The 20,179-nt window shown below is 75.5% G+C and carries 17 protein-coding genes and 1 tRNA gene; 7 read left to right on the top strand and 11 right to left on the bottom strand.

Features of this window, described 5'->3' with window-relative positions; translation table 11 throughout:
* Nucleotides 1-137: 137 nt before the first annotated feature.
* On the bottom strand, nt 138-758 hold the full coding sequence (locus ABZ793_RS13975) for a response regulator (RefSeq protein WP_357456729.1): 621 nt from the start codon (nt 756-758) through the stop codon (nt 138-140).
* A gap of 81 nt (nt 759-839) precedes the next feature.
* Between ABZ793_RS13975 and ABZ793_RS13970 the strand changes: the two genes are divergently transcribed.
* Nucleotides 840-922, top strand: a tRNA-Leu gene (locus ABZ793_RS13970).
* Nucleotides 923-1,353: 431 nt separating this feature from the next.
* Here the strand turns inward: ABZ793_RS13970 and ABZ793_RS13965 are convergent.
* The gene (locus tag ABZ793_RS13965) at nt 1,354-2,532 is read right to left on the bottom strand and encodes a PLP-dependent transferase (RefSeq protein WP_357456727.1); all 1,179 of its coding nucleotides are present in this window, start codon (nt 2,530-2,532) and stop codon (nt 1,354-1,356) included.
* Nucleotides 2,533-2,615: 83 nt separating this feature from the next.
* Here ABZ793_RS13965 and ABZ793_RS13960 point away from each other — a divergent pair, with 83 nt between their 5' ends.
* The 3 genes from ABZ793_RS13960 to ABZ793_RS13950 all read left to right on the top strand — a co-directional run bounded on the left by ABZ793_RS13960 (nt 2,616) and on the right by ABZ793_RS13950 (nt 5,975).
* Nucleotides 2,616-3,095 (top strand): Lrp/AsnC family transcriptional regulator, encoded by a 480-nt coding sequence (locus tag ABZ793_RS13960; protein WP_357456725.1) that lies wholly within the window; start codon nt 2,616-2,618, stop codon nt 3,093-3,095.
* Nucleotides 3,096-3,171: 76 nt separating this feature from the next.
* Nucleotides 3,172-4,182 (top strand): LLM class flavin-dependent oxidoreductase, encoded by a 1,011-nt coding sequence (locus ABZ793_RS13955; protein ID WP_357456723.1) that lies wholly within the window; start codon nt 3,172-3,174, stop codon nt 4,180-4,182.
* A gap of 359 nt (nt 4,183-4,541) precedes the next feature.
* The gene (locus ABZ793_RS13950) at nt 4,542-5,975 is read left to right on the top strand and encodes a pyridoxal-dependent decarboxylase (RefSeq protein ID WP_357456720.1); all 1,434 of its coding nucleotides are present in this window, start codon (nt 4,542-4,544) and stop codon (nt 5,973-5,975) included.
* Nucleotides 5,976-5,990: 15 nt separating this feature from the next.
* Here the strand turns inward: ABZ793_RS13950 and ABZ793_RS13945 are convergent, their stop codons facing one another.
* The 6 genes from ABZ793_RS13945 to ABZ793_RS13920 all read right to left on the bottom strand — a co-directional run bounded on the left by ABZ793_RS13945 (nt 5,991) and on the right by ABZ793_RS13920 (nt 11,931).
* Nucleotides 5,991-6,965 carry a sulfite exporter TauE/SafE family protein gene (locus ABZ793_RS13945; RefSeq protein ID WP_357456718.1) on the bottom strand — a complete coding sequence of 325 codons (975 nt, stop codon included), beginning with the start codon at nt 6,963-6,965 and terminating at the stop codon, nt 5,991-5,993.
* Nucleotides 6,966-7,188: 223 nt separating this feature from the next.
* Nucleotides 7,189-7,659 carry an Rrf2 family transcriptional regulator gene (locus ABZ793_RS13940; protein ID WP_350709253.1) on the bottom strand — a complete coding sequence of 157 codons (471 nt, stop codon included), beginning with the start codon at nt 7,657-7,659 and terminating at the stop codon, nt 7,189-7,191.
* Nucleotides 7,660-7,747: 88 nt separating this feature from the next.
* Nucleotides 7,748-8,632 carry an acyl-CoA thioesterase II gene (locus tag ABZ793_RS13935; RefSeq protein ID WP_357456715.1) on the bottom strand — a complete coding sequence of 295 codons (885 nt, stop codon included), beginning with the start codon at nt 8,630-8,632 and terminating at the stop codon, nt 7,748-7,750.
* Complete coding sequence (gene pyk / locus ABZ793_RS13930; RefSeq protein WP_357456713.1) at nt 8,629-10,077, bottom strand: pyruvate kinase; 1,449 nt, start codon at nt 10,075-10,077, stop codon at nt 8,629-8,631. The genes ABZ793_RS13935 and pyk overlap by 4 nt, the downstream gene beginning before the upstream one ends.
* A 528-nt stretch (nt 10,078-10,605) precedes the next feature.
* Nucleotides 10,606-10,971 (bottom strand): YciI family protein, encoded by a 366-nt coding sequence (locus ABZ793_RS13925; RefSeq protein ID WP_357456711.1) that lies wholly within the window; start codon nt 10,969-10,971, stop codon nt 10,606-10,608.
* Between the two features lie 186 nt (nt 10,972-11,157).
* Complete coding sequence (locus ABZ793_RS13920) at nt 11,158-11,931, bottom strand: alpha/beta fold hydrolase (protein WP_357456709.1); 774 nt, start codon at nt 11,929-11,931, stop codon at nt 11,158-11,160.
* A gap of 235 nt (nt 11,932-12,166) precedes the next feature.
* On the opposite strand from ABZ793_RS13920, the gene ABZ793_RS13915 reads away from it, so the two are divergent.
* Nucleotides 12,167-12,655 carry an isochorismatase family protein gene (locus ABZ793_RS13915; protein ID WP_357456707.1) on the top strand — a complete coding sequence of 163 codons (489 nt, stop codon included), beginning with the start codon at nt 12,167-12,169 and terminating at the stop codon, nt 12,653-12,655.
* Between the two features lie 18 nt (nt 12,656-12,673).
* A complete protein-coding gene (locus ABZ793_RS13910) occupies nt 12,674-13,120 on the top strand; it encodes a nitroreductase family deazaflavin-dependent oxidoreductase (protein WP_357456705.1) in 447 nt (148 codons plus the stop codon).
* Between the two features lie 117 nt (nt 13,121-13,237).
* Here the strand turns inward: ABZ793_RS13910 and ABZ793_RS13905 are convergent, their stop codons facing one another.
* On the bottom strand, nt 13,238-14,122 hold the full coding sequence (locus tag ABZ793_RS13905; protein WP_357456703.1) for a hypothetical protein: 885 nt from the start codon (nt 14,120-14,122) through the stop codon (nt 13,238-13,240).
* A 4-nt stretch (nt 14,123-14,126) separates the two neighbouring features.
* Complete coding sequence (locus ABZ793_RS13900; RefSeq protein WP_357456701.1) at nt 14,127-16,748, bottom strand: FtsK/SpoIIIE domain-containing protein; 2,622 nt, start codon at nt 16,746-16,748, stop codon at nt 14,127-14,129.
* A gap of 244 nt (nt 16,749-16,992) precedes the next feature.
* Here ABZ793_RS13900 and ABZ793_RS13895 point away from each other — a divergent pair, with 244 nt between their 5' ends.
* On the top strand, nt 16,993-18,528 hold the full coding sequence (locus tag ABZ793_RS13895; protein ID WP_357456699.1) for a M1 family metallopeptidase: 1,536 nt from the start codon (nt 16,993-16,995) through the stop codon (nt 18,526-18,528).
* 63 nt (nt 18,529-18,591) lie between these two features.
* On the opposite strand, the gene ABZ793_RS13890 is transcribed toward ABZ793_RS13895, so the two are convergent.
* The gene (locus tag ABZ793_RS13890; protein WP_357456697.1) at nt 18,592-20,130 is read right to left on the bottom strand and encodes an MFS transporter; all 1,539 of its coding nucleotides are present in this window, start codon (nt 20,128-20,130) and stop codon (nt 18,592-18,594) included.
* Nucleotides 20,131-20,179: the final 49 nt, after the last annotated feature.

The following is a 20,179-nucleotide window of genomic DNA, read 5'->3' as shown; positions in this document are numbered from 1 at the left end:
CGGCCGGCCCGGCGGGGAGCCCGTCGCACGGGCCTGGCGTGTCGCGCCGCCCCGCGGCGTCGTTCCCGTGCCCGCCCAGCCGACCGCGACGGAGGGCCCGGCGCGGGATCCGAGCGGCTGGCGTGTCGCGCCCCGGGTCAGGAGGCGGGCTGCGCGACCTCGCCGCCTGCGGTCTCGGCGAGGATCCGCTCGGCGACCTCCTTCATGGTCATCCGGTGGTCCATCGCCGTGCGCTGGATCCACTTGAACGCCTGCGGCTCGGTCATCCCGTAGGTCGTCATGAGCGCGCCCTTGGCGCGCTCCACGGTCTTGCGGACCTCCAGCCGGTCGGTCAGCCCGGCGACCTCCGACTCCAGCGCGGCGATCTCCGAGTAGCGGGACAGGGCGATCTCCACCGCCGGCACCAGGTCGCTCTTCTGGAAGGGCTTCACGAGGTACGCCATCGCGCCGGCCGCCCGGGCCCGCTCCACCAGGTCGCGCTGGCTGAACGCGGTCAGGATGATCACCGGGGCGATCCGGGCGCCGGCGATCCGCTCGGCGGCGGCCAGCCCGTCCATGATCGGCATCTTGATGTCGAGGATGACCAGATCGGGCTTGAGCTCCTCGGCGAGCCGGACGGCGGTCTCGCCGTCACCGGCCTCCCCGACCACCTCGTAGCCCTCTTCGACCAGCATCTCGGCGAGGTCCAGCCGAATGAGCGCCTCGTCCTCGGCGATCAGAACGCGCCTGCGCTCGACGTCCGTCTGCGTCTCGGCCACGAGCCACTCCCACCATTGTTCCCGGCACGGCTACCACCCATGCTCCCGCACGAGCGTAGTCGGGTACAGTAAGCGGCACTCGCCGGGATGGTGGAACGGCATACACGGAAGTCTCAAACACTTCTGCCCGAAAGGGCTTGCGGGTTCGAATCCCGCTCCCGGCACTCCTGTCACACCGCTGTTCCCTGATGCGCGGTGCACCGCGAGATGCGGGCCCGTGCCCGCGCCCTCCGCGCCCGAGGCGACAACGCTCCCCTCCATCCGCACCAGCACGCGGTCGTGCAGCAGGCGGAGACATCCGGTCGGTTGCCCGCGCGCTGGCCCCGCACCACCGTCTGGCGCTGGTGCGTCGACCGGCCCGAACCGATCGTGACCGGCACCGTCGCCCGCTGCTCGCCCGATGTCGGCTATCCGACCGTGCCTGAAGCGCGCCACCCGGACCGCCACGAACAGCCCGGACCACGGCGAGGCTGGTTCCGCAGCACGGGCCGGGCGTGAACACGAGCGGGCGATCGTCCTCCGCGACCGACGACACCGCCGCCGCCCACCGGCCCGGCGGCTGGCACCCAGTCGTCCGGCGCGCGGAGGTGCCGGCTCAGCCGAGTTCGGCGAGCGCCCGCGCCAGGTCCTCGCGCAGGTCCTCCGGGTCCTCCAGGCCGACGGAGACGCGCAGCAGCCCACCGACCGGCTTGGCCTCCTCCTCGACGGGCCGGTGGGTCAGCGAGGCCGGGTGCTGGATGAGCGTGTCGACCCCACCGAGCGAGACGGCGTGGGTGATCAGCCGGCAGCCGCCGGCGACGGCGGCCGCGGCGGGCGCGCCGCCGCGTACCTCGAAGGCGAGGAGGCTGCCGGGGCCGGCCATCTGCCGGCCGACGAGCCCGGCCGGGTCGTGCAGCGACGGGTGGTGAACCCGGGTGACGGCGGGGTGGGCGGCGAGCCAGGCGGCGAGTTTCTCCGCGCCGGCCTGCTGGGCGCGGACCCGCACCGGCAGGGTCTGCAGGCCGCGGTGCAGCAGGTACGCGCCGAGGGGGTGCAGGATCGCCCCGGTGAGCGCGCGGACCTGGCGCAGGCGGGCGGCCCAGTCGGCGTCGCAGGCGACGACTCCGGCGAGCACGTCGCCGTGTCCGCCGATGCTCTTGGTGGCGCTGTGCAGCACGAGGGCGGCGCCGTGCTGGGTGGGCTGCTGGAGCACGGGGGTCGCGACGGTGTTGTCCACGAGCAGCGGGACGTCGCCGGCGGCCTGCGCGAGGGCGGCGATGTCGACCAGGTCGAGGGTGGGGTTGGCCGGGGTCTCGGCGATCACCAGGGCGGTGTCGGGGCGGACGGCGGCGGCGACCTCGCCCGCGCAGGCCCAGGTGACGGTGGTGCCGAGCAGGCCGGTGGCGAGCACGTGGTCGGTGCCGCCGTAGAGCGGGCGGACGGCGACGAGGTGGCGCTTCCCGTCCCGGGTGGCGGCGAGCAGCGTGGCGGTAAGGGCGGCCATGCCGCTGGCGAAGGCGACGGCGTCGCCGGTGCCTTCGAGGTTGGCGAGGGCGGCCTCGAAGCGGGCGACGGTGGGGTTCCACAGGCGCTGGTAGACGGCGCTGCCGCCGGCGGGGAGCGTGCCCCCGGTGGCGAGGGTCTCGTACGCGTCGCCGCCGGCGTCGACGGACGGCAGGGGGTTGGTGGTGGAGAGGTCGATGGGCGGCACGTGGACGCCGAGGGCGGCGAGGTCGTCGCGGCCGGCGTGCACGGCTCGGGTGTCCACGGTCGTCATGCCGGAAGGATCGAACATCAAGCCAGCAGGGAGCAATAGTTCCGAAGATGATTCGGCTAGATTCCTTTGATTGGCGCGGTGATTCGACGGAGGATGTCTCCATGCCCCTTGCGACGAACGATGTGCGGCGGTTCGCGGCCCTGGACGACACCGATCGGGCGATCCTGTCCGAGCTGGCCGCGGACGGCCGGCTGCCGAACAACGCCCTCGCCGAGCGGGTCGGGGTGGCCCCCTCGACGTGCCTGACCCGCACCCGCGCGCTGCGCGAGTGCGGTGCGATCCGCGGGTTCCACGCGGAGGTGGATCCGGCGGCGCTGGGGCTGCCGCTGCAGGCGCTGGTGTCGGTGCGGTTGACCGCGCACGAGCGGGCGGCGGTGGACGCGTTCCGGGCCCGGTCGGTGCGGCTGCCGGGCGTGGTCTCGGTGTTCCACGTGGCGGGCGCGGAGGACTACGTGCTGCACGTGCGGGCCGCCTCGGCAGACGCGCTGCGCGACTTCGTACTGGACCACCTGGCGGTGGACCCGGCGGTGCTGCACACCCAGACGAGCCTGATCTTCGAACAGGCCCGCGGCCTGGGCTGAGCACCCGGCGCGACGCACCGCGTGAGCTTGGTTGCCCCAGGGAACAATTCGGGGGCCGGGCGGGTTGGCCAGCCGTGTGATCAACGTACCGCTGTCTGTTCTTGACCTTGCCCCGGTCGCGGCCGGCGCCACGGCCGGCGAGGCCCTGCGGCACACCACCGAACTGGCCCGCCGCACCGAGGAGCTCGGATACCACCGGTTCTGGGTGGCCGAGCACCACAACATGCCGGGGATCGCGAGTTCCGCCCCGGCCGTGCTGCTCGCGCACCTGGCGGCGCACACGTCGGCGATCCGGCTGGGCTCGGGCGGGGTGATGCTGCCCAACCACGCGCCGCTGGTGGTGGCCGAGCAGTTCGGCACCCTCGACGCGCTGCACCCGGGCCGGATCGACCTGGGCATCGGGCGCGCCCCGGGCACCGACCAGGTGACCGCGCTGGCGCTGCGCCGGACCATGGAGGGGCTGTCGGCGGAGGGCTTCCCCCGGGAGCTGGCGGACCTGATGAACTACTTCACCGGCGAGCGGCCGGGGCCGATCACGGCCACCCCGGGTCGCGGGCAGCAGCCGGCGATCTGGCTGCTCGGCTCCAGCGGGTTCAGCGCCCAGCTGGCGGGGATGCTGGGGCTGCCGTTCTCGTTCGCGCACCACTTCAGCTCGCAGCACACGCTGCCCGCCCTGGCGCTGTACCGGCAGAGCTTCCGGCCGTCGAAGTGGCTGGCCGAGCCGTACGCGATGGTGGCGGTCAACGCGGTCTGCGCGGACACGGATGAGCGGGCGGAGTGGCTGGCGGGGCCGAGCGCGCTGTCGCTGCTGCGGCTGCGCTCGGGTCGACCGGGGCCCCTGGCCACGCCGGACGAGGCGGCGGCGTACCCGTACACCGAGGTCGAGCGGGAGTTCGTGCGGCAGCGCCGGGAGGGCCAGGCGATGGGCTCGCCGGAGACCGTACGGCGGCAGCTCGGCGAGCTGCTGGCGCGTACCGGCGCGGACGAGCTGATGCTGACCACGCTGGTGTACGACGTGGCCGACCGGGTGCGCTCGTACGAGCTGATCGCGGCGAAGGTGGCCGGTGGCCTGCGCCGGGACGGCTGAAACACGATCTTCACGTCGCCGTCACCGGGGAGACGCGCGGGCCGCCTAGGTTTGTCCCCGGTGGTGGTACGGCATCCCCGGTCGGGACGGGTCGGGGATGCCGCGGTGTGGGGCACCGGGCCGCGGCTGTGCGGATTCCGCGGCTGCGGCCCGGTGCCTACCCCACGCCCCGGACCGCCCCACGCCCCGGACCGCCCCACGCCCCGGACTCACCCACGCCTCCGGCCTGTCCCGCCGCCACGCCCCCGACCTGTCCCGCTCCCGCCCCGACGCCGGGCGGGCGGGCGCCGGCAGCGCCGCGTCTCGATACGATCCGCCGTTTCCTTGCCGCCGGCCCGGATTATTGATCAACTCAGGGCGTGGCTGAGCACATGACCCCGGACGAGTTCCGACGCGCCGGGCACGCGGTGGTGGACTGGATCGCCGACTACTGGGCGACGGTGGGGCAGCGCCCGGTGACGTCGCAGGACCCGCCCGGCGCGGTGGCCGCCGGGCTGCCGGCCGGCCCGCCCGAGCACGGCGAGCCCGTGGCGGCCGTCCTCGCCGACCTGGACAGGCTGATCACCCCGCGCCTGACCCACTGGCAGCACCCCGGGTTCTTCGGCTACTTCCCGGCCAACACCTCCGGGCCCAGCGTGCTGGGTGACCTGGTCAGCTCGGGACTGGGCGTGCAGGGCATGCTCTGGGCCACCGGGCCCGCGTGCACCGAACTGGAGACGGTGATGCTGGACTGGCTCGCCGACCTGCTGGAGCTGCCGAAGCGGTTCCGCGCCGGCTCCGGCGGCGGCGGGGTGATCCAGGATTCCGCGTCCTCGGCGACGCTGGTGGCGACCCTCGTCGCGCTGCACCGGGCCGGCGGCGGCCGGTGGCGCGAGGCCGGCGTCGACCGCCGGTACCGCGCCTACACGTCCACCCAGGGCCACTCCTCGATCGAGAAGGCCGCGCGGATCGCCGGGCTGGGCGCCGACGGCGTACGACCGATCGAGGTGGCCCCCGAGACGCAGGCGATGTCCCCGGCGGCGCTGCGCGCGGCGATCGAGGCGGACCGAGCCGCCGGCGTGGTACCCGCCATCGTGGTGGCCACCGTCGGGACCACGTCCACGACCGCGATCGACCCGCTGCCGGAGATCGGCGCGATCTGCGCCGAGTACGGCGTCTTCCTGCACGTCGACGCCGCGTACGCGGGGGCGGCGGCGGTCTGCCCGGAGTTGCGGTTCGGGCACGCCGGCCTGGAGTACGCCGATTCGTACTGTTTCGACCCGCACAAGTGGCTGCTCACCGGCTTCGACTGCGACGCGTTCTGGGTCGCCGACACCGCGGAGTTGATCGAGGCGCTGACCGTGCTGCCGGAGTACCTGCGCAACGCCGCCACCGAATCCGGAGCGGTGATCGACTACCGGGACTGGCAGGTGCCGCTGGGCCGCCGGTTCCGGGCGTTGAAGCTCTGGTTCGTGCTGCGCTGGTACGGCGCCGAGGGGCTGCGGGCGCACATCCGGTCCGGGGTGGCGCTCGCCGCCCGGTTCGCCGAGCGGGTCCGCGCCGACGACCGGTTCGCGCTGGTGGGGTCGCACCCGTACTCGCTGGTCTGCTTCCGGCTGCGCGCCGACGACGAGGTCAACGCGGAACTGCTGGCCCGGGTCAACGCCACGGGTCGGGTGCACCTGACGCACACCCGGGTGAACGGCCGCTACACGCTGCGCCTGGCCGTCGGCTCGCCGCAGACCACCGAGGCCCACGTCGACGAGGCGTGGTCGCTGCTCCGCGACGCCGCGACCGCCCTCCTGCCCCGCTGACCCACCACTCCCCCGCTAGCGCGGGTCGGCCGTGCCGGCGGTCGGCACCGGGATCCGGGTGCTCGTGCCGGAGATGGCCGCCGGGGCCGGGACCGGGGTCGCGGCGAGGGCCGCCGCGGCGACGGCCCGCGCCCGGCGGGTCCGCAGCAGCGCCCGGACGGCCAGCGCCAGGGCGGCGACCCAGGCGGCGGCGAGCAGCGCGTAGACCGCCGGTCGGGCGGGGCCGCCGAGGTCGGCCGCGCGCATCAGCGTGCGGGCGTTGGTCAACACGATCACGCCGCCGATCGCCGCGCCGAGCAGTTGGGCGGGGACGATCCGGACCAGCCAGGCGGCGACCGGCGCGGCGATCAGGCCACCGACGAGCAGCGCGGCCACCATGGGCAGCAGGAAGCCCTCCGCGCCGAGGCCGATGAGGAAGCCGATGCTGGCGGCGCCGGCGACCACGAACTCGGCCGTGTCCACCGAGCCGATCACCCTGCGGGGCTCCAGCCGGCCGCTGACCAGCAGGGCCGGCGTGGCGACCGGCCCCCACCCGCCGCCGCCCGTGGCGTCGACGAAGCCGGCGACCAGGCCGAGCGGGCCGAGGAAGCGCCCCCGCAGCCGACCGGCCCGCCGGTCGGTGCGCAGCGGTCGGGAGAAGCGCACCAACAGGTACGCGCCGAGCGTGAACAGGATGCCGGCCATCCACGGGGCCGCCGACTCGGTGGAGATCGCGCTGAGGAAGGTCGCGCCGGCGAACGCGCCGACCGCGCCGGGGACGGCGATCCGGGCCACCACCCGCCAGTCGACGTTGCCGAACCGCCAGTGCGCCACCCCGGCGGCGAGCGTGGTGCCGATCTCGGCCAGGTGCACCGACGCCGACGCGGCGGCCGGGGCGACGCCCACGAGCAGCAGCAGCGTGGAGGAGGTCAGCCCGTACGCCATGCCGAGCGCGCCGTCGACGAGTTGCGCGGCGAGCCCGACCAGTGCGAGGACCAGCAGCTTGCGCACGAGCGCCCCCTGACTTTTCGGCATCTCCTATCGACTTGGTCGACAATGCGGCACGCGGGGTACCGGGGTCAAGACTCCGACCGGTCAGTGAGACGACAGTGACGCGGGCCGGCGACAGGGACGACGGTGACGACGGTCCGGGCGGCGGGAACGGCGGTCCGGGCGGCGGGGCGACGCGTCGACCGCCGGCCCGCGAGCCCCTACGCCGGCCGGTTCGGCCCGGTCAGGTCCAGGCGCGGGGGTCGGCGGCCAGCTCCGTGACCCGCTCGGGCAGGGTGCCGGCGGCCACGTCGGCGACGGTGACCAGCTCCAGGATCTGGCGTTCGCTGGCCCGCAGGGCGATCCAGACCTCCTGGAGGGAGCGGGCGGCGCCGTGGTAGCCGAGTTCCTCGGGCCGCTGCCCGCGTACGTGCGCGAGCGGGCCGTCGATCACCCGGATCACCTCGGCCAGCGAGATCTCCCCTCCCGGCCGCGCCAGCCAGTAGCCGCCCTCGGGGCCGCGCTGGGCGTGCACGATGCCGCCCCGGCGCAGTTGCAGCAGGATGCTCTCCAGGAACTTCGGCGGGATCTCCTGGGCGCGGGCGATCTGCTCGGCGGTCACCGGCCGACCACGCCCGGCCCCGGCACCGCCGGTCACCGAGGCGAGCTCGGCGACCGCACGGAGGGCGTAGTCGACCCGGGCGGAGAGGCGCATGCCGGCAAGGTTAACGCGCTGGTCACCCCGGCCGGCCGATCACCCCTCGGCCGATCGGCCGACGGCGATGTGCCGCCCCGGCTCGGCGTCACTCCCCGACGCGGCGCAGCAGCCCCTCCTGCACGGCACTGGCGATGTGCCGGCCGTCCGTGGTGAACAGGCGACCCGTGGCGAGCCCCCGCGCGCCGGAGGCGGACGGGCTCCAGCAGTCGTAGAGGAACCACTCGTCGGCGCGGAACGGCCGGTGGAACCACAGCGCGTGGTCGAGGCTGGCCCCCACCACCCCGCCGGGGCCCCAGACCTCGCCGTGCACCGACAGCACCGAGTCGAGCAGGGTCAGGTCGGAGGCGTACGTCAGCGCGCAGGCGTGCAGCAGCGGATCGTCGGGCAGCTTGCCGTCGATGCGCATCCAGACCCGCTGGTGCGGGTCGGCCGGCCGGTCGCCGGGGCGCACCCAACCGGGCTCGCCCACGTAGCGCACGTCGATCGGGCGCGGGATCTGCGCCCAGATGCCGAGCCGCTCCGGGTAGCGGGAGAGCCGGTCGGTCATCGTCGGGACCTCGTCCGGCCCCGGCACGTCGGGCGGCGTGGGCGCGTGGTGGTCCAGGCCCTCCTCGGGACGGTGGAACGACGCCGACATGAAGAAGATCGGCTTGCCGTGCTGGAGCGCCACGGAGCGGCGTACCGAGAAAGAGCGGCCGTCGCGGATGTTCTCCACCTCGTACGCGATCGGCTCGCTCGGGTCGCCGGCGCGCACGAAGTAGCCGTGCAGGGAGTGCACGAAGCGCGCCGGGTCGACCGTCCGGCCGGCGGCCACCAGGGCCTGGCCGGCGACCTGGCCGCCGTACACCCGCTGGGGGCCGACCGGCGGGCTCATCCCCCGGAAGGTCATCTCGCCGGTGTGCTCCAGGTCGAGCACCTCGAGGAGCTGGTCGACCGCGGCCTGGCCGACCGCGACCTCCCCGGCACTCACTGAAGCGCTCGCGCGGACGCGGCGTCGACCAACGACCCGAGCTGGTGTACGCGCAGCGTGTTGGTCGAGCCGGGGGTGCCGGGCGGGCTGCCGGCGACGATCACCACGTGGTCGCCGGGGTTGGCCCGGTTGAGCCCGAGCAACGCCTGGTCGACCTGGCGGAACATGTCGTCGGTGTGCTCGACGAACGGCATCAGGAAGGTCTCCACGCCCCAGGAGAGGGCGAGCTGGTTGCGCACCTCGGGCACCGGGGTGAACGCGAGCAGCGGCAGGTCGCAGTGCAGCCGGGACAGCCGCCGCACGGTGTCGCCGGTCTGCGAGAACGCCACCAGGGCCTTCGCGCCGATGGCCCGGGCGATCGAGGACGCGCCGACGGTGAGCGCGCCGCCGTGCGTACGCGGGTCGTGCTGGAGGCGCGGCACCCCGATCGAGCCGGACTCGGTGGTGGTGACGATCTTCGCCATGGTGCTGACGGTGAGCACCGGGTACTTGCCGACGCTGGTCTCGCCGGAGAGCATCACGGCGTCGGCCCCGTCGAGCACGGCGTTGGCCACGTCGGAGGCCTCGGCGCGGGTCGGGCGCGAATTCTCGATCATCGAGTCGAGCATCTGGGTGGCCACGATGACCGGCTTGGCGTTCTCCCGGCAGAGCTGCACGGCGCGCTTCTGCACCAGCGGGACCTGGTCGAGCGGCAGCTCCACGCCGAGGTCGCCGCGGGCGACCATGACCCCGTCGAAGGCCAGCACGATCTGCTCCAGGCAGTCGACCGCCTCGGGCTTCTCCACCTTGGCCAGCACCGGCCGGTGCACCCCGACCTCGGTCATGATGCCGTGCACCAGCTTGATGTCGTCGGCGGAGCGGACGAACGAGAGCGCGATCAGGTCGACGCCGAGGCCGAGGGCGAAGCGCAGGTCCTCGGCGTCCTTCTCGGACAACGCGGGGACGCTGACCGCCACGTTGGGCAGCGAGACGCCCTTGTTGTTGGAGACGGGGCCGCCCTCGGTGACGAGGCAGCGGATGTCGTTGCCGGTGACGTCGGTGACCTCGACGGCGACCCGGCCGTCGTCGATCAGCAGCCGGTCGCCGGGCTTGACCTCCTGCGGAAGCTTCCGGTAGGTGCAGGAGACCCGGTCCTTGGTGCCGAGAACGTCGTCGCCGGTGATCACGACCGAGTCGCCGGTGCGCCACTCGTGCGGGCCGTCGGCGAACCGGCCGAGCCGGATCTTCGGACCCTGCAGGTCGGCGAGCACGGCCACCGGGCGCCCGGCCGCCTCCGCGGCCTCGCGGACCAGCCGGTACACCGCCTCGTGGTCGGAGTGGCTGCCGTGGCTGAAGTTGAGTCTCGCCACGTTCATGCCGGCCTCGACGAGCCCCCGGATCCGCTCCGGAGACGAGGTGGCAGGACCAAGAGTGCAGACGATCTTCGCGCGGCGTGTCACGCCCATCAGGCTAGTCTCTCCTCCGGGTCGGACTGCGGGCCGACCCCTCGCGGGCTGCGGAAAATTGTCCAACGACGCGCGTCACGCGCGCAGCCGGCGGGCGGAACCCACGCCGGAACGTTGAGGCGGCGGGCAACGGCGACCGCGCGCCGGAATCGTACGCCCCCGGCGCCACCGGGCACCCGGGTGCTCCCGGCCGGCACGCCCGCCGTCGATGGCTGCTCCACGCCGTGCCGCGCCCTGGCCGCACACCCGCCGCGCGGATGCCCGCCCGGCCCGACCCACGCACACCCGCCCCGCCCGACCCGCGGCGGCCCGGCCCGCACGCCCGACCCGCTCCCCCGGCCGATCCGACGGGTTCCGCTGGTGGCGCCGGAGGGTGCCGGCGCGATGGTGACGATGCCGTTCCCCGGTCGCGGGTGCCCGACCGGGTCGCTCGCGCGCCAGGGCCGGACCGCCGCGGGGCCGGCGGTGCACGCCGGGACAACGGCCCGCGCCGCGTGCCACCGTGCGCCGGGCGTCCGGCGGAACCGCTCAGGTCTGCGTCTTGACCAGTGGGAACTCCAGCGAGCCCGCCGGGCAGAGGAAGGTCATCACGTCCACCCGGTAGAGCCCGGCCTGCACCGCCGGGTCGGCCTCCATCACGCCGCGCACATCGTCCACGGAGCCGGTCCGGGCCAGACCGAAGCCGATCGGCGGGTCCGGCTCGCGGGCCTGGCCGTCCACCGAGCCGGCGACCAGGATGATCCCCCGCCGCTGGAGGGCCTGCATGTGCGCGAGGTGCTCGGCCTGCAACCGCTGCACCGTCTCCGCCGGCAGCGCCCGCCCGGCCGCGCCGGGATACAGCACGATGCACTCGTACGTGTCGAGCGCGAAGTCGACCTGCGGCACTCCCGTCATGGGCGCTCCCTCCCGCGTCGCGTTGCGCGGCGACCCGTGGTCGACGCCGACCGGCACGGGCCCAGCGTCGCACGCGCGGGCGGTCCGCACGGGCGCTCCGGTCAACTCCGTCCCCGCCCCGCCCGGTTGCCGCCCGGCTGCGCCCTTTCCCCCGCACGGCCCCCGTCCACGCCAGGGCCACGTCCGCTACGGGGCGAGGCAGTCCGGGTGGAGCGGGGTGTCGCGCAGCGCCTGCCGGACCACGGTGTACGTGGTGCCGTCGAGCACGAGCCCGAGGTGCCCGACGACCCGCAGCGGGCACGCCGCCTGGATCAGCACGTTGGTCGCGCCGTCGGCGAGCGAGGCGTTGTCGACCGGCCGGACCAGCTCGTCCTGCCACGTCCGGACCGTGGTCCAGCGGACCGCGCCGGGGGCGTCGTCGCCGCCGTTGAGGTCGGCGAGGAAGTCGGAGCCGATCGACATCTGCTGACAGGCGACGACGCCGGCGCAGCTGCCGAGGCCGACGACCCGCAGGATGTTCGCGACGTACGTGCCCTGCTGGGGGCTGCCGAGGCTGACGTAGCGGCCGACGGCCGACTCGCCGCCGAGGAACTTCACGTACCAGCGGGAGACCAGTCCGCCCTCGGAGTGGCCGACGACGTCCACCCGGGACGCCCCGGTGACGGACCGGACCTGCTCGACGTACGCGGCGAAGGCGCGGGCGGAGTCGCGGATGTCGCCGAAGCCGAGGCCCGGCAACTGGTAGACGAAGACCCGGAAGCCGTCGGCGCGCAGCCGGGCGGCGATCGGCTCGTACGCGATGGACAGGCCGATCAGGCCGCCGACGACGATGACCGGGTTGGCGGTGGCGGTGGCGGCCGTGGGGGTGGCGGGACGGTCCGGGGCGGCCGTCGCGGCGGTGGCCGGGACGAGGAGCGCGGCGACCGCCGTGGCGGTGACGAGGATCTTTCGGAGCAGCATGGCTGCACCTCCGGCGGGCGGTACCCGGGAAGCCGGGACGGCGGGTGGGGGATCCGATCGATCGTGGGACGATGATGCGGGCAACAATTCACGGACGTCAATAGAATGTTACGGAGCGGTAACCTCTTGTCGCGCCGTACGCACGAACCGGCAATTCGCGCGGCGTGCCGATCGAGCCCTCCCGCACGGCGGCGACGAGGCCACCAACCACGCCCCGCCAGCTATGATCATCTTCGTGACGACGGCCCTCGTGCTCATCGACCTGATGCCGCGGATCATCGCGCTGGAGTTGGCCCCGCACCGTGGCGAGGATGTCCTCGACCGCTGCCGCCGGCTCGCCGCCGTGTTCCGCGCCCGGGGCCGGCCGGTGGTCCAGGTCCGGGTCGAGCGACCCGGGGTGGCCGAGCAGCCGCCGGGCAGCGACTTCGCCGAGGGGCTGGTCGAGCCGGAGGACGTCGTGGTCGTCAAGCGCACCGTCGGCGCGTTCCACGGCACCGACCTGCACGAGCAGTTGCGCCGGCGCGGGGTCGACACCGTGGTGCTGGCCGGGCTGGTGACCACGATGGGCGTCGAGTCGACCGCCCGCGCGGCCAGCGACCACGGCTACGAGCTGGAGTTCGTGGCCGACGCGATGTCCGGCTTCGCCGCCGACGAGCACGAGTTCACCGTCGAGCGGATCTTCCCGCGCTTCGGCGCCGTCCGACGCGCCGACGACTACCGCTGAGGCGGCTACGCTGCTCCGATGGCGGAGACCATTGAGGACAGTCCGGTCGGCTGGGTGGCCAGCCACGTGGAGCGTTACCTGGCCACCGACGGCGCCGACGGCCGGAAGTTCCACGGGTACGACGCCCTGCTGATCACCACCCGGGGGCGCCGGACGGGCAAGCTGCGGCGGACGGCGCTCATCTACGGCCGGGACGGCGACAGCTACCTGCTGGTGGCGTCGAACGGCGGTGCGGCGCGGCACCCGGCCTGGTACCTCAACCTGTGCGCCGACCCGGAGGTGCAGGTGCAGGTCGGGGCCGACCGGTTCCGGGGCCGGGCGCGGACCGCCACCGCCGAGGAGCGGCCCCGGTTGTGGCAGGTGATGACCGGCGTCTTCCCGACCTACGCCCGCTACCAGCAGGGGACCGGCCGGGAGATCCCCGTCGTCGTGGTCGAGCCGGTGCCGACCGACGTCGCGCGGTAGCGGAACCACCGGTGGAACAACGCGGCCGTCTCCGGGCGCCGATGACGTCCACGGTGTTCCACCGGTCGCGGAGGCCGGGCGCCCCGGCGACGGCCGGTCGGCGGAGGAGGCGGCCGATCAGCGGAGGAGGCGGAACAGCAGCAGATAGGCCACGTAGGCGACCGGCACGGCGACGAAGCAGATCAGGAAGCCAAGGTGCACGTAGCGGGGCGGGGCGCCGGCGACCATGGCCGGCCGCCCCCAGCGCCCGAGCACCAGGTAGCCGGCGAAGAACGAGAGCGCGGGCAGGCCGGCGCAGATCCAGGCGCCGAGGGTGAAACCGTCGACCAGGCCGACGCCGGAGGCGAGCACCATGACCACCATCAGCACCGCCGCCACGGCCGCGCAGCCGGCGTAGACGGCGAGCGCCCGGGCCACCGGCGACCAGGTCGGCAGCAGCGCGGGGCGTTGCGCGAGCAACTCGGCCTGCTGCCCGTGCCGGTCTGACTCGTCGGCGTAGCGCCGGGCCAGCTCCAGCTCGGTGGTGGGGTCGGTCTCCGCCGGGCGCGGGCCCGGCACCCCGCCCGCCCCCGGCGGCAGCGCGAGCTTCGTCTCCCCCACCCCGACCTGGGGATACGCCCCGACCCCCGGCCGCCCCGGGGCGCCGGCTGCGCCGGCGGACTCCCCCGCCCCCGGTCCGGCCCCGCCGGCCGGCGCGCCGCCCGGACCGCCGTCACCGACCGACCCGGCGCCGGGCACGGCGGCCGGCCCGGTGACGGGGCCCGCGGGTACGGTCGCCGGCGCGGGCGCGGGGCCGGTGGGCACGCCGGGGGCCGGGACGCCGATGGCCTGGCCGAGCTGGTCGAGGCGCTGCCCCTGGGCGGTCAGCCGGTGCTGGAGGTAGTCCGCGGCGGCGTGCAGGTTGCGCCGGCGCTCGGCCTCGGCGGCGGCGCCGCGCTCACCGGCCCGACGCCGCTCGGCGAGCTGGCGGGCCAGCGCCGCGTACTCGGAGTAGTCGGACACCGCCTCAGTCCTCCCCGTCCGGGCCGTGCCCGTCGCGGGCGAACGGCACGATGAGCCGGGTGCGCTGGTCGTGCCGGTCGACCAGCAGCGCCCGGTCGGGCCGGGGCGCGTACGCGAGGTCGTGCACCCCGAGATGCAGCCCGAGGTCGGTGCCGGGCACGTTCAGCGCCACCAGACAGGCGACGTCGTCGCGGTTGTGCGCGCCGCCGAGGTCGTCGGCGAGCCGGCGCAGCCCGCGCCACCAGCCGAGCAGGTGCACGCCCCGCGCGGGGCCCTGGCGCAGCAGCGCCCCCAGGTCGTCGTGGCCGGAGCGGAACGTCTCCGGGTCGGTGGCGGCGAGCGCCGCGCTGGCGGCGTCCATCCCGAACACGACGAGGTAGGTGCGGCCGGTGTCCGGCGCGGCACCGCCCTCCGGCCGGCCCGGGGCGGCCGTGCCGGACTGCGTGGTGGGCGCCGTGCCGGACGGCGTGGTGGGGGCCGACAGCCCGGCGGCGAGGGTGGCGACGTGCCGGCGCAGGCCGGCGGTGTCGAGGCGGTCGACGGCGTGACCGGCGGCGACCAGCGTGGCGGTGGTGTCGTCGGCGGCGGGCTCGGCGGCGGCGACCAGCGGGGCGAGGAGGAACCGGGCGTCGCCCGGGGCGTGCTGGCGGGCGAGGCTCAGGGTGGCCGCCCGCAGCACCTCCGCGCCGGTGGCCGAGGTGCCCACCACGGCCAGGTGCCGGCCCGGGGTGGCGTCCAGCATGAACAGCGCGGAGGTGCCGTCCACGTCGACCGTCCGCCCGACCAGGGCGAGCGGGCGACGCCCGCCCGGGCGCAGCCCGGCGAAGGTGGGGTCGTCCTCGACGCGCGCGGTCTCGTAGCCCCTGAACACCGACGGGGGGCGCGCGCCCGCCGGCCGCGCCTGCCACAGCTCGTGCCGCAGCGCGGCCAGCTCGGCCGCGGCGGCGTGGGCGTCGGGGAAGCGGACGACGGTGTCGGCGCCGACCGCCCCGGCGGCGGTGTTGAGCACGGCCGAACCGACGGGCAGGGTGTGGGCGGCCTCGTTCAGCGGGTCGAGGACCCCGCCGCCGCCGGGCAGCGCCACCCGGAGCGCGAACTGACCGAAGATCGCCTCGGCCCGCCCGTAGAGCGCCTCGACGCCGGTCATGCTCTGGCTCGCCAGGACCAGGTGCACGCCGTACGAGCGGCCCTTGCGGGCCAGCTCCTCGAGCAGGTCGACCGACTCGCGGGCCAGCGCGTCGTTGCCGGCGAGCAGCACGTGGAACTCGTCGACCACCGCCACGATCCGGGGCACCGGCGTGTCGCGGGGCAGGTCGGCGAGCTTGGTGACGCCGTGCCGCTTGAGCGCGGTGGCCCGCCGCGACAGCTCGCGGCGCAGCTCCCGCAGGACGGCGACGCCGTACTCCCGGTCGGACTCGATGCCGACGGCCCGGGCGTGCGGCAGCCAGGACGGGTCGCGGGGGGTGGGGACGAACTCGGTGAAGCTCACCCCCTCCTTGAAGTCGAGCAGGTAGAGCTGCAGCTCGGCGGGCGAGTAGCGGGCGGCGAGCCCGTAGAGGACGTCGAGCAGGAAGACCGTCTTGCCGGCGCCGGTGCGCCCGCCGACGAGCCAGTGCGGGGTGGCGTCGTCGAAGGCGATGGTGACCCGGTCCCGGCCGGCGCGGCCGACCACGGTGCGCAGCCCGTTGCCCGCCGCCTCGGCCCACCGCCGCTCGGGCAGCAGCTCGGCGAAGCCCACCGCGTCGCCGCGCCGGGCGGCGGCGCCGAGATGGGCGGCGAGGGCCGCCACCGACGCGGCCGGCGGGTCGCCGTCGAGCAGCACGGGGGCCGCCAGGCCGGTGCCGTCGACGCTGAACGGGGCGCCGGGCGGGTCGCCGACGTGGGCGTACCGCTCGGTCAGCCGGACCGTGGTGGTGGCGCCGAGCTGCGGCGGCGGGTCGGCGGACGCGGCGGACGGCTGGCCGGCGACCAGGACGCAGACGGCGGCGGCCGGCCCGGCGTGGGTGAGCGCAGCGAGCCGGGCCGCCTCGCGGGGCGGCGGCGCCGACGCGGCGACGACCAGCAGCAGCTCCTGGTCGGGACGGTCGGCGTGCCGGGCGGCGCGGGCGTGCCGCTCGGCGGCGTCGAGCAGGGCGGCCACCTCGGCCTCGCCGGTGGCGGGCGGGTCGAGCACGCCGGCGTCGACCAGCGGGCGCAGCGGCCCGAAGGTGGCGCCCAGCGCGGCGGTGTCGATCCCGGCGACCCGGACCCCGCCGGGCGGCGCCGTGGCGAGCAGCCGCAGCACGAGCGCCCGCAGCAGGCCGGCCACCCGGGGGTCGCGGGCGTCCGCGTCGACCGCGAGGTGGTGTCCGCCGCCCAGCGGCACGAGGACGGGGAAGGCGCCGTCGGGAGTGGACGCCTCGCCGACGCGCACCGGGACGGGCGCGACGGCGACCGGGGTGGCCCCGGGGGTCGGGGTGGCGAGCGCGCCGCCGAGTTCGGCGAGCCGGGCGACGAGCGCGCCCGCGCCGTTCGGGACGGCCGGGGCGGCGTGCCCGGCGAGCGCCCGACGGGCGGTGTCGAGGTGGGACCGGGCCGCGCGGTGCGCCGCGACCGCCTGCCCGTACGCCGACGCGAGCCTGCCCACCCTCTGCTCCCGTCGCCGTTGCCCGCCTGGTCCTCAAGGACCCTAACGGACACGGGCGACACCCGGACAGTGGCGAGGCGGGCGCGTCGGCCGGACGATCCGGCCCGGCCCGGCGACCAGACGTAATGCTGTCGAAACATTCGCATCGGTGGAATCGGTCCACGCCCGCCGACGGGACCAAACAGGTTCACAAGTGTCGATTAGGTTGGCCGGTGCGTACACCCCGACGGAGGGAGTCCACCCCGTGCGACGCGCTCTCACGGCGGCCATCGCCGCCCTGACCGTCACCACCGCCGGCGGCCTGGTCGCCGGTACCCCCGGCCACGCCGCCCCACCGGGCTGGGGGCGCCCCGCCGTCCCCGCCGCCGCGCCGCAACCCGGCGGCCCCGGACTGGGCGACAGCTACTTCCCCGACTACGGCAACGGCGGCTACGACGTCGCCCACTACGACGTCCGGCTGCGCTACGACCCGGACACCGACCGGCTCACCGGCACCACCACCATCCTGGCCCGGGCCACCCAGGACCTGTCCCGGTTCAACCTCGACTTCCTGCTCGACGTCGACTCCGTGCGGGTCAACGGCTGGCAGGCCACGGCCACCCGGGAGGGCGTGCACGAGCTGGCGGTCACGCCCCGCCGCGCGATCACCGCCGGCCAGCAGCTCACCGTGGTCGTGCGCTACTCGGGCGTGCCGTCGGAGACCCTGGTCGACGGCTACACCGGCTGGACCCGCACCGCCGACGGCGCGATGGCGGTCAACGAGCCGGAGTCGGCCTGGTGGTGGTTCCCCAGCAACGACCACCCGCTGGACAAGGCCACCTACGACGTCTCCGTCTCGGTCCCGACCGGCGTCGAGGTGGTCAGCAACGGCGTCCAGCCGCGCGCGCCGCTGCCCGAGGCGGGCGGCCGCACCCGGTGGAGTTGGCGGACCACCTCACCGACCGCCACCTACCTGGCCTTCCTCGCCGTCGGCCAGTACGACCTCGTGACCGACACCGCGCCGAACGGCCAGCCGGTGGTCAACGCGTACAGCACCACGCTGGGCGAGCTCGGGCCGGCCGCGCGGGCCAGCATCGAGCGCACCGCCGAGATCGTCGAGTGGGGCAGCGGGATCTTCGGTCCGTACCCCTTCGAGGCGCAGGGCGGCGTGGCCGGGCCCATCGACGGCATCGGCTTCGCGCTGGAGACGCAGACCCGCCCGGTGTACGGGCCGAGCTTCTGGCGGCGGGGCGCCAACACCTACGTGGTGGTCCACGAGAACGCCCACCAGTGGTTCGGCGACTCGGTCTCGGTGGCCGACTGGAGCGACATCTGGCTCAACGAGGGCTTCGCCTCGTACGCGGAGTGGCTCTGGTCGGAGGAGCAGGGCGAGGGCACCGCGCAGGAGCTGTTCGACTTCACGTACGCGAACTATCCGGCCGACGACGAGTTCTGGCAGGTGCCGCCGGGCGAGCCGGGCCCGGGCCGGATCTTCGACGACGCGGTCTACGACCGTGGGGCGATGACGCTGCACCAGCTCCGGCTGACCGTCGGCGACGACGCGTTCTTCGAGATCCTGCCGGCCTGGACCGCCGCGCACCGGCACGGCAACGCCACCACCGCGCAGTTCCAGGCCCTCGCCGAACGGATCTCCGGCCTGGACCTGGCCGACTTCTTCACCACCTGGCTGCTCACCCCCGGCCGGCCGGAGCCGGCCGGCGCCACCCGGAAGGCGGCGCCACCGGCCGAGCCGAGGTCCTGGGCGAAGCTGCGTGAGGCGCACCAGCTGCTCGCGCGCTGACCGACCCGGACGGGGTGCCCGCGCCACCGGGCGGGCACCCGACCGGGCCCCGCCCGTGCGGGGTCAACCGGAGCGGGGGCATTCGGCCGGCTGGTCGAGCGGGCGTGCCGTGCCGGTCAGGCGGGAGCGGCGGCGGGCCCGGCGCGGCGCGCAGGCTGCGCATTCGTGCGCCTCCCGGCCCGCCCGGGGTCGACCGGTGGCCGGCCGGGGCAGCACGGGACGGCCGGCCGGGACGTCGCCTCCCGCCGGTCGGACGATCCGTGCGACGGCGCGGACGGGCCGAACGGAGCGCACCGCGCTCGACGCCGGTCGGACGACGCGGGCCGCCGTCGAGGCGACCCGACGCACCGGACGCCGCACCGCCGGCACGGCCAGTGCCAGGGCGACCCGCCGGCGCAGCGGGCGCCCACGCAGTCGGTCGAGCCCGATCCCCGCCACCACGGTGGCGATCGCCGTCACCGTCCCGGCCAGCACGAGGGTCTCCCGGGGGCCCGCGTGTTCGGAGAGCCAGCCGAGCAGCGGCGCGCCGACCGCGGCGGAGACGGAGCCGGTGACCGCCAGCGCGGCCAGCACCCGGCCCCGCATCGCGTAGTCGGTGTCGAGCTGGGCCCGGGCGCCGACGGTGGTGTCGATGACCACGGCCGCGGCGGCGACCGGCAGGATCACCGCGGCGAAGCTCAGGGTGCCCGGGGCCAGCCCGGCGACGATCTGCAGCACGCTGGCCAGCAGGCCGGCCGCGAGCAGGATCCCGTAGCCCAGCTCACGCCGCCGGGCCGCGACGAGGGCGCCGAGCACCGTGCCGACCGCGAAGACGGTGGAGAGGAACCCGTAGCCGGAGGCACCGCCGCCCAGCGGTCCGTCGCTCATGGCCGCCATGGTCACCTGGTAGTTGCGGCCGAGGCTGCCGAGCACGAACGACAGGGCGAGCGCGACGAGCACCACCGGCTGGCGCAGCAGATAGCGGAACCCGGCGACGATGCCGCGGTCCGCCGGCTCCGCGTCGGCCGGCGCCGGCTCCCCCGCGTGCAGCTCCCGCTCGCGTACGGCGAACAGGGCCACCACCACCGCGACGAAGCTGGCGGCGTTGACCGCGAAGAGCAGCGCGGGGCCGACGGCGGCGACCAGGACGGCGCCGGCGCTCATGCCGAGGATGCGGCCGGCGGAGTTGGTCAGCGAGCCGAGCGCCAGGGCGTTGCCGAGGCTCTCCCGGTCCACCAGGGTCGAGCACCAGCGCCCCATCACCGGGCCCTCGATGGCCGAGACCGCTCCGGTCACCAGCGAGATCGCGTAGATCGCCGGGAGGCCGCCCACGCCGGTGACGGCGACCAGCGCCAGCCCGGCCGCCAGGGCCGCGTGGAGCGCCTGGGCGACGATCAGCAGCGGCTTCGCGCGCAACCGGTCGGCCAGCGCCCCGCCCCAGACGCTGAGCAGCAGCGTGGGCAGGGCCTGGAGCAGAACGGTGAAGCCCATCGACGTCGCCGAGCCGGTCTCGGCGAGCACGTACCAGTTCACGCCCAGGACCTGCATCCAGGTCCCGACGACGGACACGAACCCGGCGGCGGCCCAGATCCGGTAGTTCCGGTGACGCAGCGCGGCGAACACGACTGATTCCCCCGTGGGACGGCGACATGACGGTGCCGAACCCGGGTGG

The sequence above is a fragment of the Micromonospora sp. NPDC047465 genome (assembly GCF_040643125.1).
Taxonomy (GTDB): domain Bacteria; phylum Actinomycetota; class Actinomycetes; order Mycobacteriales; family Micromonosporaceae; genus Micromonospora.
Note: the sequence above shows the minus strand (reverse complement) of the source record. Positions and strands in the feature narration are given on the sequence as shown.

What these genes read in the sequence shown, in the direction of transcription:
- ABZ793_RS13965 (WP_357456727.1), bottom strand. Translation starts at nt 2,532, where the DNA reads ATGTTCGATCCTTCCGGCATGACGACCGTGGACACCCGAGCCGTGCAC.
- ABZ793_RS13960 (WP_357456725.1), top strand. Translation starts at nt 2,616, where the DNA reads ATGCCCCTTGCGACGAACGATGTGCGGCGGTTCGCGGCCCTGGACGAC.
- ABZ793_RS13940 (WP_350709253.1), bottom strand. Translation starts at nt 7,659, where the DNA reads ATGCGCCTCTCCGCCCGGGTCGACTACGCCCTCCGTGCGGTCGCCGAG.
- pyk (WP_357456713.1), bottom strand. Translation starts at nt 10,077, where the DNA reads ATGGGCGTGACACGCCGCGCGAAGATCGTCTGCACTCTTGGTCCTGCC.
- ABZ793_RS13925 (WP_357456711.1), bottom strand. Translation starts at nt 10,971, where the DNA reads ATGACGGGAGTGCCGCAGGTCGACTTCGCGCTCGACACGTACGAGTGC.
- ABZ793_RS13920 (WP_357456709.1), bottom strand. Translation starts at nt 11,931, where the DNA reads ATGCTGCTCCGAAAGATCCTCGTCACCGCCACGGCGGTCGCCGCGCTC.
- ABZ793_RS13910 (WP_357456705.1), top strand. Translation starts at nt 12,674, where the DNA reads ATGGCGGAGACCATTGAGGACAGTCCGGTCGGCTGGGTGGCCAGCCAC.